Source organism: Nocardia sp. bgisy134 (assembly GCF_057708325.1).
This window is the reverse complement of sequence record NZ_JBYIRW010000002.1, coordinates 249,387-262,392: the sequence shown is the minus strand read 5'-3', so window position 1 is coordinate 262,392 and position 13,006 is coordinate 249,387. Positions and strand designations below refer to the sequence as shown.

Here is a 13,006-nt window from a genome sequence, read left to right as displayed (position 1 = left end):
CGAGCCGCTAGAGTAGCTGCCGGTTACCTGCGACGCTCGACTCGACCCGCCCGCCGCGCGCCGGGCGAACCGACTCGCTGCGCAGCACGCGATCCGAGAGTTCGCCGAGGCAGCTGAGATTCGGGAACCCGGGCCCCTGCGCCAGCGCGGCGAGGTTCGGCAGGTACAGCTTCGCGTCCAAGCCCTGGACGGCGAGGTCGTAGCCGATCGAGGACTCGATCCTGGACTGGGTCAGCTGCCCGCCGACCGCGAGCTCCAGCAGGTCGGCGGCGTTGGCGTCGAACATCTCCAGGAACCACAGTGGCTGCCCGCCGGTCGCGTCGATCACCAGGTCGAAGTTGTGCACCTGGTCCGGACGCATCTCGTTGCGCAGGGTCAGCGCAACGCCGTCGCCCTGATCGGCGATCCGCACGACGCGGCCCTGCATGTGGTGCACCCGGTTGTCGGCGAGCAGGCTCTCCTGCACCCGCACCGAGAACACGCCGCGGTCGGTGCGGCGGATGACGTCCCTGCGCTCCTCGGTGCTCAGCGAGCCCCACTTGATCGGATCGCTGAACAGCGAGTTCTCGAAGTAGCTTTCGCCGCGGGTGTAGATGGTGGCCATCGGCGAGATCACCGAGATGGAGAGCATGCCGTGGCGCACCAGCTCGTCCAGCGCCGAGCCCGCGGTCTCACCGCCGCCGATGACCGCCGCGCGTGAGGAGACCGGCAGCTTGCGTTTGCCCGCGAGGTCCCAGAATTCCGCGACGCTGAGCACTTTCGGATGCTTGGCGAGCGCCTTCTCGCTGCGGCCGGGGCCGGTGATCATCAGCGCGTCGGCGTCGATTTCGGTGGGAATCCCGTCGGCGTCCACCGCGGTGATCAGCCAGCCGTCGGACGCGGCGGCGATGGATCGCACTGTGCCGAGGACGAGTTCGAAATCCACGCGTGCCGCGACCCACTGCAGGTACTTGGCCCAGACGTGGTGCTGCGGGCTCGGACGGCCCCGGTCGATCCACTCGGCATAGGTGCCCTGGTCGACCAGAAAGGAAGTCCAGCTGAACGCCGTCATGGCCTCGTTGATCGCGCGGTTGTGGCCGCGGGCCCAGGTGGAGTGATAGGGGAAGCCCACGTCCTTCTCCGGGCTGGTGCCGAGCCGGTGTTGGCCGTCGGTCCAGCCGCCGCTCGGCAGCCAATTACCGCCAACCGTTTGCGCTTCCACCACGACGACGCGCGGCGCGGGCAGCCCCAGTTCGCGCAGCACGTGCGCCTTGGCCGCGACGGCCATCGCCTTCGGACCCGCGCCGATCACCACAAGTGTTTCCACCGGTTCTCCCACTCTCACATCGCGCGTATCCGTGTTCGCGCCCACATCGACGAACCCCCGCCTTCATGTTTGCATAGGCTTACCTTACAGTGAACGCGAGTGTCGATCCCCACAGCGGGGAACGCACCGGCACGAGAACGATGGGAATTACTTTCATGATCAGCACCCGAAAGAAGCTGGGCGCGGTGGCCTTTGCCGCTGCCGCCCTGGTCGGCGCGTTCGGCACCGTCACCACCGCCGCGATCGCCGAGGCCGCGCCGATCACCGCGCCGCTGCGCACCCAGGCGCCGAGCACCGGTGAGCTGCGCGCCAAGATGGCGGTGCTGTTCAACGCGGGTGCGTCGCGCGCCGCGCGCGCCGCCGAGCTGGAGACCGGCGAGGCGGGCCTGCCTGCCTTCGACGCCGCGGCCGCGCTCATCGCCATCGCCCCGGCGAGCTGGCGCTGGGACGTCGTCGGCCCGGTGTCGGTCAACGGCGACACCCTGTCCGCGGTGCTCTACACCTCCACCGAGGGCTACGAGCCGTGGACCTTCGACCTGACCTGGAAGCAGATCGACGGCACCTGGAAGCTGAGCCGCGAATCCGTCTGCACCATCGGCAACTTCGTCGGCCAGGGCTGCTGACCAGGTTCGCGCACGATTCGGCCCCCGTCGCGACGGGGGCCGAACTCGTCTCGGCGTACCTCGTGACATTAAATTCAGCTTAGGCTAACCTCACTTTCATGGGCAGAGGTTTCAACGGCGTCATTGTGAAAGCGTGGGGCGGTCAGGACTACCGGCTCACCGTCACTGCGACGGAATACGTCACGGACAAGTTCATTCGGCTCGGCTTCGACGCGGGCGGCCTGCTCGCCGACCATCCCGTGCACCCCACTCAGTGGATCCGGCTGTGGATCCCGGACCTCGAGACCGAGAAGTTGCACCACCGCGGCTACACGCTGGTGGACCCCGATCCGGAAACCGGTACGTTCGCCATCGAATTCGCCCTGCACGACGGCCCCGCCGCGCGCTGGGCGGTCAACGCGGCGGTCGGCGACGTGCTGGACGCGTCGGTGCTCGGCTCCAGTTTCGAACTCCCCGAGGCCGCGCCGAGCGAATACCTGGTATTCGGCGACACCGCCTCGCTGCCCGCGATCAACTCGCTGCTCGACGCGATCGGCGACGCGCCCGCTCGCGTCTGGCTGGAATGGCAGTACGAATCCGACCAGACGTTGCCCGTGCGCAACAAGCCACACCACCAGGTCACCTGGCTCCAACGCATCGACGACGGCAGGCTCCTGCGCGAACAGTCGCAGGAGATCACCTGCCCCGACGACGCTTTCGCCTGGGTCGCCTGCGACGGCCACACCACCCGCTCGATCGTCAAGACGCTCAAGCAGACTCACAACCTGCCGAAAACCGCGATCAAGTCGCAGGCGTACTGGAAGTAGGCGTACCTCCGCCTTCGCTCCGGCCATGCGCGGACTGTCGACGGACTTACGTCCGGCAGCGCCCTCTCTGCGTACTCCGCCTTCGCTCCGGCCATGCGCGGACTGTCGACGGACTACGTCCGGCAGCGTGAAATCGGCTGATTCAGCACCCTTCGATCATCCCTCCGGACGATCCCCTCGCGACCTGCTGCCGACGCGCGATGACCCGATCGCGCGTCAGGCTGGAGCCCGAATCCGTTGTCCGAGCGGAAGCGAGGCGGATATGTCGCTGATCGATGTGGTGATCGCTGTGGCCGCGGTCGTATGCGCGGTGGTGGTGATGTGCACCGCGCGAATCGGGCGTGCGCCTGCGCTGGGGTTGCTCGGCGGGGTTGCGCTCGTGGCGGCGGTCCAGTGGCTGCGCGAAGGGTTCTACTGGCAGTTCGTTCCGACGTATCTGCTGCTCGTGGTCACGGCATGGTTCGTCGCGGCGCGGCCGAGCAGGCGTCTAGGCGGGATCGCGGCGCGCGTGGGCGTCGGAATGCTCGTCGTCGCGGCGGCTTTCGCGTGGGTGCTGCCGCCGGTGCCGACGCTGCCCGCGCCGAGCGGACCGTATCCGGTCGGCACCGAGACATTCCGCTGGGTCGATCCGGACCGGCCGGAAGCCGCGACGGACGACCCGGCCGACCGCCGCAACGTCATCGCGCAAGCCTGGTATCCGGCCGCCGAGCCGACCGGAAGCGGCTCACGCTACCTCGACGGACTAGGCAAGCTGCCGCGGCGGGTGAGCCAGATTCCGAGCTTCCTCATGCGCGGCTACGACCGCATCGACACGCACGCCGACGATCGCGCGTCCCTGGCCCGAGACCGGGACCGCTGGCCGGTAGTGCTGTTCTCGCCGGGATACGGTGCGCCGCGTGCGTTCCACACCGGGCTGGTCGCCGATCTGGCCAGCCGCGGGTTCGTGGTTCTCGCCGTCGATCACCCCTACGAGGCGGCCGTGGTCGAGCTCGCCGACGGACGTCTCGCGACGGCGGTGGACGACTTCCCGGCCGACGACGCCGCCGGAGAGCGGTACATGAGCGTGCGACAGGCGGTGCGGGCCGCCGATCTGCGGTTCGTCCTCGATCGATTGGAACGGCCTGGCGCGCTCGGCCCGCGTCTCTCCGGTCATCTCGACACCGAGCGCATCGCCGTCATCGGGCATTCGTTCGGCGGGGCGGCCGCGGCCGCCGCGGCCGCCGACGACGACCGCATCCGCGCCGCGGCGAACATCGACGGCACGCTGTACGGCGATCTGCCCAATCGCACGCTGCGCCAACCTTTCCTGCTGTTGGAGAGCGAGCACGACGAGACAGGACATTCCGAGCGGTTCCTGGAGCGCAACGCCGCGCTGCTCGGCAGGCTGGGCGCGGGCGGCTTCCGTTTCGAAATCGGCGACGCCAACCACTACAGCTTCACCGACGCGCCGCTCTTCCTCTCCGGGCCGGGCCGGTTCGCGGTGGCCCAGCTGATCGGCGGTTCGCGGGGACCGGTACCGACGCAGCGCGCGACCGCCGACATCCTGGCAGCGTTTCTGAGCGAACCGCTGGGCGGGCCGCGCGCCGACGTGGTGGCGACGGCCGTGGCGCACCGCGATATTCGGGGCGGAGCCGTCGGACACTGACCAACGTATTCGCGCCCGGCGGAGGGCGATTCGTTCGACGCGGCGATTCGCGAGCTAGGGATGAGCCGCGTTCGGCAACCACCGGGCGTCCCTCTGCCTCCGCTGCTGCGGTGCGCAAGCCGAGGACGGACTTCATCGCCAAGCGTGGATAGGCTAACCTTATGCCCCATGGGACGAGGGGCAAACGGCGTCATCATGAAGGTGTGGCGCGCCGATGACTACCGACTGCGCGTGACGTCGACCGAGGCTGTCACCGACAAATGCCAGCGGATCGGGTTCACCGCGGGCGGGTTGCTTGCCGATCACCCGGTGCACCCGACGCAGTTCATCCGGCTGTGGATCCCGGATGCGGAGACCGACAAGCTGCACCATCGGGCTTTCACGACCATCGATCAGGACCCCGCGAGCGACCACTTTCACATCGAGTTCGCGGTGCACACCGGGCCGGCGAGCGTGTGGGCGCAGCGGGCCAAGGTCGGCGACGAGATCGAGGCGTCGGTGCTCGGGTCGAAGTTCGAGCTGCCGGAGACGCCGCCGAGCGAATACCTCCTCTTCGGCGACACCGCCTCGCTGCCCGCGATCAACTCGCTGCTCGACGCGATCGGCGACGTGCCCGCTCGTGTCTTCCTGGAATGGCAGTACGAGTCCGACCAGACGCTGCCCGTCCGCAACAAGCCGCACCACCAGGTCACCTGGCTCCAGCGCGTGGACGACGGCCGCCTGCTGCGCGAACAAGCCCAGGCGATCTCCTGCCCCGCGGACGCTTTCGCGTGGGTGGCCTGCGACGGCCACACCACCCGCTCGATCGTCAAGACACTCAAGACCTCCCACAACATGGCGAAATCCCAGTTGAAGTACCAGGCCTACTGGAAGTAAGCGCACCTCCGCCTTCGCTCCTGCCATGCGCGGAGTCGATCGACGGACTCCGTCCGATACCGCCAGTCGTGCACACAGGAACCGATCGGGCCGCCGCGGAACACTCCGCGGCGGCCCGATCTCGTTGTCATCGCCTCACACCGCGGCCGGTTCCAGCCGCCAGCCGGACGCGCGGCTGCGCTCGTTCCAGAAGTCGGCGTAGCGACCGCCCTGCGCCAGCAGCTCGGTGTGCGTGCCGCGTTCGACGATACGACCACCGTCGACGAACAGGATCTGGTCCGCGTGCGCGATGGTGGCCAGGCGGTGCGCCACCACGATCACGGTCTTGCCCCTGGTGAGTTCGTGCACGCCGCGCACCACCACCGCCTCGCTGTGCGGGTCCAGCGCGCTGGTCGCCTCGTCCAGCAGCACGATCGGCGCGTCCTTCAGCAGCGCGCGGGCGATCGAGACCCGTTGCCGCTCACCGCCGGACAGCGCGGCACCGCCCTCGCCGACGGCGGTGTCGTAGCCGTCCGGCAGGCGCTCGGCGATCTCGTCCACCCGCGCGGCCTCGGCGGCCCGGCGCACCTCGGCGTCGGTGGCCTCGGGGCGGCCGATCCGGATGTTGTCCGCCACCGACCGGTCGAACAGGTAGACGTTCTGGAAGACCAGCGACAGCTGGTTCAGCAGCGTCTCCGAAGGCTGGTCGCGCACATCGTGTTCGCCGACGGCGACCCGTCCGCCGTCCACGTCGTAGAACCGCGCGGCCAACCGCAGCAGCGTCGTCTTACCCGCGCCGCTGGGGCCGACGATCGCGGTCGTGGTTCCCGCCGGGACGCTGAAGGTGATGCCGGAGAGCACCGGCTCGCCCGGGCGGTAGCCGAAACTCACGTTGTCGAACACCACGGTCGGCGCGCCCGGCGTCACCGGCGAGTTCGCCTCGGGCAGGGCTTGTTCCGCGAGCAGCGCGGAGACCCGGTCGACCGCGGCGGCGGCCGAGCGCAGTCCGTTGCCCAGCTGCGCGGCCTGATTCAACGGCTCGATGAATCGCGAACTCACGGCGATCAGCGCGATCGCGACGGCGGCCGACACCACGCCGTCGGTCACCCTGGCGATCACCACGTAGACCAGGACCAGGAACACGGCCTGCACGAAGAGCGCGAAGACGATCAGGCTCGGCACCGAGGTGAAGACCATCCTGGTGTTGGCCGACCGTTGCTGCCGCAGCGCGCCGTCCAGCGCCTTGTTGCCCGACCCGACCGCGCCGAACGCGCGCAGCACCGGCTGGGCCTGCGCGAATTCCACCACGCGCGAATCGGCTTCGGCCGCCGCCTCGTGCATGCCCTTGTCGGCCCGCTGGTACGCGCGGCCCGCGAGGCCGTTGACGAGGAAGAGGACCGGGGCGGCGAGCAGCATGGCCAGCGCGATCCGCCAGTCGATGAACAGCATGCCGACGGCGACGCCGAGCGGGACCACGATGCCGGTGACCACCTTGGCGATCAGATAGGCGACGGTGCCCTGGATCTCGCGCACGTTCTCCACCGTGACCCGCGACAGCGGTCCGGCGCTGCGGGTTTCGAACCAGCCGAGCGGCAGCGCGTTCAGATGATCGCCGAGCCGGGTTTGCAGGCCGCGCTGCATGCCGACCGCGATGCGCAGGCCGAGCGAGGCCTGTAGGTAGCCGAACACCGCCACGGCGCCGACCGCGACCAGCATCAGCAGCGCGTAGAACCAGGCGCGGCCGAGGTCGTCGTCGAACAGTGCCTCGAGCACCGGCACCAGCAGCAGATACCCGATCGCCTGGCTGATCGCCTGCGCCAGGATCGCGGCGAGCAAACGCGGTGTCAGGGGGGCGAATTCGGCGGGCACCAGGCCGAGAACTTTGCGAATCATCGGGCTGCCTCACTTTCCACGAGCGAGACCGCGCCGAGTGCCGCCTCGTTGATCTCCCAGAGCCGCTGGTAGACGCCGCCCGCCTCGCACAGGGTGCGGTGGTCGCCCTGCTCGACGAGGGAGCCGTTCTCCAGCACCAGAATCCGATCCACACCCGTGATGGTGTGCAGCCGGTGTGCGATGACCAGCACGGTGCGCCCGGCCACCAGCGCCGCGAGCGCGTCCTGCACAGCCGCCTCCGACTCGGGGTCGGCGAAGGCGGTCGCCTCGTCCAGCACCAGCACGGGCGTATCGGCGAGCAGCGCGCGGGCCACCGAAAGCCGTTGCGCCTCACCGCCGGAGAGCGTGGCGTCGACGCCGATCTCGGAGTCGTAGCCGCGGGGCAGTGCGAGGATGCGGTCGTGGATCTGGGCGGCGCGGGCGGCCCGCTCCAGCGCGGCGCCGTCGGCGGCAGGGGCCGCGAGCAGCAGGTTCTCGCGGATGGTGCCGCGGATCAGCCGCACGTCCTGGAACACGAAACCGACGGTGCGATAGAGGTCTTCGCTCGGGTAGTCGCGGATATCGCGGCCGCCGATGGTGATCCGGCCGGACCCGACGTCGTAGAAGCGGGGCAGCAGTTTGGCCAGCGTCGACTTGCCGGAGCCGCTGGGGCCGACCAGCGCGGTGATGGTGCCCGGTCGCAGCTCCAGGTCGATGTCGCGCAGCACATCGTGGCCGTCGCGGTAGCCGAACCCGACGGATTCGAAACGGACGAGGCCCGGCTCGGCGTCGCTCGGGTCGTCGGATCCCGGTGCGGCCGAGGCGAGTTCAAGGCTCTGCTGCACCTCGTACAGACGCTCGGCCGCCGCGCCCGCGGCGCGCAGCGCCTGTCCCCCGTAACCGAGGCCGAGCAGCGCGCTGCCGAGACCGAGACCGACCAGCAGGAACGGCAGCACATCGAGTGGAGCCAGCCAGTCCGCGCCGACGCCCGCCAATCCGGCGACGACGATCACCAGCATCACGAACACCGGGGAGATCATGATGTCGGCCACCGCCTGGAGCCGGATCATCGGCGTCTTCCATCGGTCGAAGCTGTCGGCCTGGCCGTCGACGGCGTCCTGGAAATCGCGATGCGCCTTGCCCGCCTGCCCGAAGGCGCGGACCACTTGGATGCCGTCGACGAACTCGATGGTCGCCTGCTGCACCCGGCGCTCCCAGCGGGTGTAGACCGCGAGACGGTCCATGCTCTCGCGGTTCATCATCGTGCGGAAGGCCATGGCGTAGGCGAGCAGCGGCACCAGCAGGATCAGCGTCAGCCGCCAGTCCACGGTGAACAGATAGCCGAGCGAGACCAGCGGGACGAGCAGCGCGCCGACGAACTCCAGCCGCGCGTGCGCCACCAGATAGTGCAGCGCCTCCACATCGTCTTGCAGATACTTCTTCACCTCGCCCGAACCGTGCTCGCCGAACCAGCCGAGCGGCACCCTGGTCAGCTTGGCGGCGAGCGCGCGGCGCACGGTGAGCTGGTAGCCGCCATCCACCAGGTGTGTCCAGGTCAGCGCCGCCGCTTGCAGCAGGGCGCGCACCAGCAGCACCAGCATGGCGAGGCCGAACAGCCGCCACACCCGGTCGGTGTCCACCGGGTCGTCGAGCAGCTCGCGGCAGGCCTCGACGATCAGGATGAACGGCACCACGGTGCACACCGAGGCGATCGCCATGACGACAGTGGCGAGCGTCAGCGCACCCTGCACCGGCGCGAGAATCTCCTTGCGCGCCAGCGCCTGCTGTTGCTTGCGTTGTTTCGCCACCGCGCGGGGCGGCCGGTTCCCCGTTTCCGCCGCCGCACGCGGCGTGACCTCCACCGTCATGTGTCCTCGCCTCTCGTTCTGGCGTACCTCGCCGGAATCCGCCCCATCTTCACACAGAAAGATAGGTAAGGCTAACTTTCCCTGAGATGGGGGAACGGCAGGCGAACGGGCGGCCGACCACCGGTGGCGGCGCGAGTCCGCGGCTTGCCGCTGTCCGACGCCGCGTCGACAGTTGCGTGAACGGCGCTTCGTCTCGGTTCCGAAACACCGGCTCGGGAAGTACTTTTCCCCGATAGCTACCCGTCTCCAGAGTCGGAGGTTGTGGAAATGTTTGTCACGCACATTGTTTCGGCCATTACCGATTGCTACGCCGATCCAGGGGAACTCTCCGCGCCCCAGGCCCACCGCGCGATGCAGATCCATCTGAATTGCTCCGTCGAACTGTGCCGGGTGCGCCGACGAGCGCGGCAGACCCTCGTCGAGACGCGGCGGATGGTGCTCGACGAACGCGCCGAGCCCTGAACTCGCGGTATTCGGACACCTGCGCGCCGACCGGAATCGGGGCGCGGCCGGAGACGTTGACCACAGCATGACCACAACGGCATCCGATCGCCCCGCCGCGCCCGTCGTCGACACCGCCACCGACTTCGGCGCCAAGGTCGCCGAGCGCCTCGGCCGCGAGTCCGTCCTCTGGCTCACCACCGTCGGCCCGTCCGGCACGCCGCAGCCGAACCCCGTGTGGTTCCAGTGGCGCGACGGCGAGTTCCTCCTGTTCAGCCAGCCGGACAAGGCGAAGGTGCGCAATATCGCCCGCAACCCGCGTGTCTCGCTGAATCTCAACAGCAACGCGCACGGCGGCGAGGTGGTGGTACTGACCGGAACGGCGCGCATCGTCGAAGAACGGCCGTCCGACGACGAAATCGCCTCGTACACAGCGAAGTACACCGAGGGCTTGGCGGACATCAAGATGTCGGCGGACGAGTTCTACGCGGAATACTCGGTGCCCATTCGGATTACGCCGGATCGGTTGCGCGGCTTCTGAATTCGGCGACGAGAACCGGCGGGCTGCCGCGACTGCCGGGGTGGCGGCAGCACACCACGCGCGCCGGCCTCGGGGTCGCGCCCTCCTCGCGCCCGACCACCCCGGCCTCGCGACGCCCGAGCTCCGACCGCCCGGTCGCGGCCTGCTGACCTGGGGCGATTAGAGTTGTCGCCGATGAGAAGAAGGCAGCAGCCGCCGCTGCCCAAGCGGTACGGCTTGGACCCGGCCCGGCTGAGACTGCCGGAAACGGGCGAATGGGCGACGATTCGCGACCATCTGGTCGAGCGACTTCCCCGGGTCGCGCCGGAACGGATCGATGAACTGCTGCGCGAGGGCGGGATCGTCGATCTCGACGGGCCCATCGCGCCGGACGCGCCGTATGTCCCCGGCGGAGCAGTGTGGTTCCATCGCGACCTGCCGGACGAAACCGACGTGCCGTTCGACATCACCGTCGTGCACCGCGACGATCACCTGCTGGTTGTGGACAAGCCGCATTTCCTCGCCACCATTCCGCGCGGGCAGCACATCCGGCAGACCGCGCTGGTCCGGCTGCGTCAGGAATTGGATCTGCCCGATCTGGTGCCCGCCCACCGACTCGACCGGGTGACCGCGGGACTGCTGCTGTTCGTCGTCGACCCGGCCCGGCGCGGGGCGTACCAGACGATGTTCCACCGGCGGGCGGTGCGCAAGGAATACGAGGCGATCGCCCCCTACCGCCCCGATCTGGACCTACCGCGCACGGTGCGCAGCCGCATAGTCAAGGAGAAGCAGGTGCTCGCCGCCCAAGAGGTTGCGGGCGAACCCAACGCGGAAACGGTCGTCGACCTGCTCGAACACCGCGACGGACTCGGCCGCTATCGGCTGCGGCCGCTGACCGGGCGGACCCACCAGCTGCGCCTGCACATGAACGGACTCGGCGTGCCGATCCTCGGGGACGACTTCTATCCTCGTCTCACCGACAAGCCGGTGCACGATTTCACCCGGCCGCTACAACTGCTGGCCGCCTCGCTCGAGTTCACCGATCCGGTCACCGGCGCGCCGCGACGATTCGAGACGACGAGAACCCTCCAGGCGTGGACGGACCACGCCGCCTGGGCGTGCTGACGAAGGCGGGCCGGCCGGCGGAACAGGGGTAGCCGGCCGGCCCGAGCGCCCGCGACGATGGCTCTGCCCGTCGCGGGCGCGGCTCTCTCAGGACCCCATCCAGGCCAGGGGTCCGGCGCCGCAGGTGGCGCTGCCGGTGAGGGTGGGCTCGGCCACGTTCACCTTGATCTCGTAGGCCAAGCCCTGAAGCGCGGCCAGCGTGTGGGTGCCCGACTTCTTCGGCTTCCACTGGACGGTCGCCACGCCGTTGACCGGCTTCACCGGACTGCCCGGAATGACCAGCGCGTTGTCGTAGAACCAGACCTCGAACCAGTGATTCACCTTCGCGGTGATCTCATAGGTGCAGCCCGCCTGCGGGTTGCCCGCCGAGACGCTGAGGTCGTCGACCGTCGCGGACGCGTAGGGCGCGGTCAGTATCGCCGCGCAACCCGCCGCGACCAGCGTCGTCAGGCCGACGCCGAGCCGGCGACCGATCCGCCTCTGGGTTCTAGTCATTCGGAAACTCCTCTTCGAGACGCACACCGGGTGCGAACGATCGGACTGTATCGACCGTCCAGTTCCCTACGGGCCAGATTGGCGAAAAAACTGAAACATGTTTCATTCAGATTGGTCACAGGATAGCCTCCGCGAGACCACGCTCGCGGTGAAAATCGGCACCTGTGATCAGGCGCTCAACCAAGGGCGAACCGCGCGGGCCGGACCCTACACTGGGCCGGGTGCGTCAAACGGACCTCGAGGAAGCGGCCCCCACCCACAACAAACTGCATGCCTATATCGATGTAGCGGTCGTGATCGTCGTCCTCGCGGGCACCAACCTGATCGCGCACTTCACCACCGCGTGGGCCAGCATCGTCACCGTTCCGATCGCCGCGATCGTCCTGCTCGCCCTGGTCCGCAGGCGAGGGCTCGGCTGGGCCGAACTCGGACTCTCCCCCAGGCACTGGCGGCGCGGATCGCTGTACGCGCTGGCCGCGGTCGGCATCGTGCTCGCGGCCGTGGCCGTCGGGGCGCTGCTGCCCGCGACGCGCCCGTTCTTCCTCGCCGACCGGTACGCCACCATCTCCGGCGCGCTCATCGCGTCGATGATCGTCATCCCGCTACAGACCGTCATCCCCGAGGAACTCGCCTTCCGCGGCGTGCTGCACGGCACCCTGGATCGCGTCTACGGCGCGCGCGGGGTGTTCGCGGCGGGTTCGCTGCTCTTCGGCCTCTGGCACATCGCCTCGTCCTTCGGCCTGACGACCAGCAACCGCGGGCTCACCGGCTTCCTCGGCGGCGGCCTGGCGGGACAGATCGTCGGCATCCTGCTCGCGGTCGCCGCGACCGCCGCCGCAGGCGTCGTCTTCACCTGGCTGCGCCGCCGCAGCGGCAGCCTGCTCGCACCCATCGCACTGCATTGGTCGGTCAACGGCGCGGGCGCACTCGCCGCCGCGCTCGTCTGGCACACGACCCTGGCCTAGCGTCGGGCCGTCGCTTGGCGCGTCAAGCATCCTTCCCAGTCCACGGCCGCGGCTCTAAGTTCGAGTAGTGCCCCTCGGACATCTCGGCATCAACGTCACGGATCTCGCCGCGGCGCGCGCGTACTACGACGAAATGATGCCGCTCGTCGACTACGAGCGTTTCCTGCTGGACGACACTCAGTTCGCCTACCGGCCCGCCCGCGGCAAAGTCGGGACCTACCTGTTCTTCTATCCGGCCGAACAGCCGGGATATTCGCGCGTGAAACCGGGACTGCAACACCTCGCCTTCATGGTGCGCACGCGCGCCGACGTCGACGCGGTGCATTCCTGGGCGGCCGCGCGCGGCGACGAAATTGTCCATCCGCCACGCGAATTCCCGGAGTATCCGCCGCCCTATTTCGCGACCTTCTGGATCGGGTACGACGGCGTGCTGCTGGAAGCCGTGTGTCATAAGGACGCTTGACCTTCCCCCGAGGCCCGCACTA

General features: G+C 69.0%; 13 protein-coding genes. 9 read left to right on the top strand and 4 right to left on the bottom strand.

The genetic code is table 11. The features are described from left to right. Positions 1–7: 7 nt before the first annotated feature. On the bottom strand, positions 8–1,306 hold the full coding sequence (locus tag AC3ERS_RS05155) for a SidA/IucD/PvdA family monooxygenase (RefSeq protein ID WP_431964007.1): 1,299 nt from the start codon (positions 1,304–1,306) through the stop codon (positions 8–10). Positions 1,307–1,461: 155 nt separating this feature from the next. Here AC3ERS_RS05155 and AC3ERS_RS05150 point away from each other — a divergent pair, with 155 nt between their 5' ends. From AC3ERS_RS05150 to AC3ERS_RS05135, 4 genes are all read left to right on the top strand, one after another. Further along, on the top strand, positions 1,462–1,929 hold the full coding sequence (locus AC3ERS_RS05150) for an MTB12 C-terminal domain-containing protein (RefSeq protein WP_431964005.1): 468 nt from the start codon (positions 1,462–1,464) through the stop codon (positions 1,927–1,929). A gap of 98 nt (positions 1,930–2,027) precedes the next feature. Then, positions 2,028–2,735 (top strand): siderophore-interacting protein, encoded by a 708-nt coding sequence (locus tag AC3ERS_RS05145; protein WP_431964003.1) that lies wholly within the window; start codon positions 2,028–2,030, stop codon positions 2,733–2,735. Positions 2,736–2,997: 262 nt separating this feature from the next. Next, a complete protein-coding gene (locus AC3ERS_RS05140) occupies positions 2,998–4,380 on the top strand; it encodes an alpha/beta hydrolase family protein (RefSeq protein WP_431964001.1) in 1,383 nt (460 codons plus the stop codon). 168 nt (positions 4,381–4,548) lie between these two features. Next, positions 4,549–5,256 (top strand): siderophore-interacting protein, encoded by a 708-nt coding sequence (locus tag AC3ERS_RS05135; RefSeq protein WP_431963999.1) that lies wholly within the window; start codon positions 4,549–4,551, stop codon positions 5,254–5,256. A gap of 135 nt (positions 5,257–5,391) precedes the next feature. Here AC3ERS_RS05135 and AC3ERS_RS05130 read toward each other — a convergent pair whose 3' ends face one another. Together AC3ERS_RS05130 and AC3ERS_RS05125 are read right to left on the bottom strand one after the other, a co-directional pair. Then, positions 5,392–7,128, bottom strand: coding sequence for an ABC transporter ATP-binding protein (locus tag AC3ERS_RS05130; RefSeq protein ID WP_431963997.1), 1,737 nt, complete (start codon positions 7,126–7,128; stop codon positions 5,392–5,394). Further along, entirely contained in the window at positions 7,125–8,975 is a 1,851-nt protein-coding gene (locus AC3ERS_RS05125; protein ID WP_431963995.1) for an ABC transporter ATP-binding protein, read from the bottom strand. Before AC3ERS_RS05125 ends, AC3ERS_RS05130 begins: the two co-directional genes overlap by 4 nt. Positions 8,976–9,242: 267 nt before the next feature. Here AC3ERS_RS05125 and AC3ERS_RS05120 point away from each other — a divergent pair, with 267 nt between their 5' ends. The 3 genes from AC3ERS_RS05120 to AC3ERS_RS05110 all read left to right on the top strand — a co-directional run bounded on the left by AC3ERS_RS05120 (position 9,243) and on the right by AC3ERS_RS05110 (position 11,061). Next, positions 9,243–9,437: a hypothetical protein gene (locus tag AC3ERS_RS05120; RefSeq protein WP_431963993.1), complete on the top strand. Its 195-nt coding sequence runs from the start codon at positions 9,243–9,245 to the stop codon at positions 9,435–9,437. Between the two features lie 67 nt (positions 9,438–9,504). After that, positions 9,505–9,957, top strand: coding sequence for a TIGR03667 family PPOX class F420-dependent oxidoreductase (locus tag AC3ERS_RS05115; protein ID WP_431963991.1), 453 nt, complete (start codon positions 9,505–9,507; stop codon positions 9,955–9,957). Between the two features lie 174 nt (positions 9,958–10,131). After that, on the top strand, positions 10,132–11,061 hold the full coding sequence (locus tag AC3ERS_RS05110) for an RluA family pseudouridine synthase (protein ID WP_431963989.1): 930 nt from the start codon (positions 10,132–10,134) through the stop codon (positions 11,059–11,061). Positions 11,062–11,148: 87 nt separating this feature from the next. Here AC3ERS_RS05110 and AC3ERS_RS05105 read toward each other — a convergent pair whose 3' ends face one another. Next, positions 11,149–11,556 carry a hypothetical protein gene (locus AC3ERS_RS05105; protein WP_431963987.1) on the bottom strand — a complete coding sequence of 136 codons (408 nt, stop codon included), beginning with the start codon at positions 11,554–11,556 and terminating at the stop codon, positions 11,149–11,151. Between the two features lie 221 nt (positions 11,557–11,777). On the opposite strand from AC3ERS_RS05105, the gene AC3ERS_RS05100 reads away from it, so the two are divergent. Together AC3ERS_RS05100 and AC3ERS_RS05095 are read left to right on the top strand one after the other, a co-directional pair. Further along, complete coding sequence (locus AC3ERS_RS05100; RefSeq protein ID WP_431963985.1) at positions 11,778–12,521, top strand: CPBP family intramembrane glutamic endopeptidase; 744 nt, start codon at positions 11,778–11,780, stop codon at positions 12,519–12,521. A gap of 67 nt (positions 12,522–12,588) precedes the next feature. Further along, positions 12,589–12,984 carry a VOC family protein gene (locus tag AC3ERS_RS05095; protein ID WP_431963983.1) on the top strand — a complete coding sequence of 132 codons (396 nt, stop codon included), beginning with the start codon at positions 12,589–12,591 and terminating at the stop codon, positions 12,982–12,984. The last annotated feature ends 22 nt before the right edge of the window (positions 12,985–13,006 follow it).

Coding starts and splice junctions, on each gene's coding strand:
- AC3ERS_RS05125 (WP_431963995.1), bottom strand. CDS start 8,975: ATGACGGTGGAGGTCACGCCGCGTGCGGCGGCGGAAACGGGGAACCGG.
- AC3ERS_RS05130 (WP_431963997.1), bottom strand. CDS start 7,128: ATGATTCGCAAAGTTCTCGGCCTGGTGCCCGCCGAATTCGCCCCCCTG.
- AC3ERS_RS05105 (WP_431963987.1), bottom strand. CDS start 11,556: ATGACTAGAACCCAGAGGCGGATCGGTCGCCGGCTCGGCGTCGGCCTG.
- AC3ERS_RS05135 (WP_431963999.1), top strand. CDS start 4,549: ATGGGACGAGGGGCAAACGGCGTCATCATGAAGGTGTGGCGCGCCGAT.
- AC3ERS_RS05140 (WP_431964001.1), top strand. CDS start 2,998: ATGTCGCTGATCGATGTGGTGATCGCTGTGGCCGCGGTCGTATGCGCG.
- AC3ERS_RS05115 (WP_431963991.1), top strand. CDS start 9,505: ATGACCACAACGGCATCCGATCGCCCCGCCGCGCCCGTCGTCGACACC.
- AC3ERS_RS05150 (WP_431964005.1), top strand. CDS start 1,462: ATGATCAGCACCCGAAAGAAGCTGGGCGCGGTGGCCTTTGCCGCTGCC.
- AC3ERS_RS05145 (WP_431964003.1), top strand. CDS start 2,028: ATGGGCAGAGGTTTCAACGGCGTCATTGTGAAAGCGTGGGGCGGTCAG.
- AC3ERS_RS05110 (WP_431963989.1), top strand. CDS start 10,132: ATGAGAAGAAGGCAGCAGCCGCCGCTGCCCAAGCGGTACGGCTTGGAC.
- AC3ERS_RS05120 (WP_431963993.1), top strand. CDS start 9,243: ATGTTTGTCACGCACATTGTTTCGGCCATTACCGATTGCTACGCCGAT.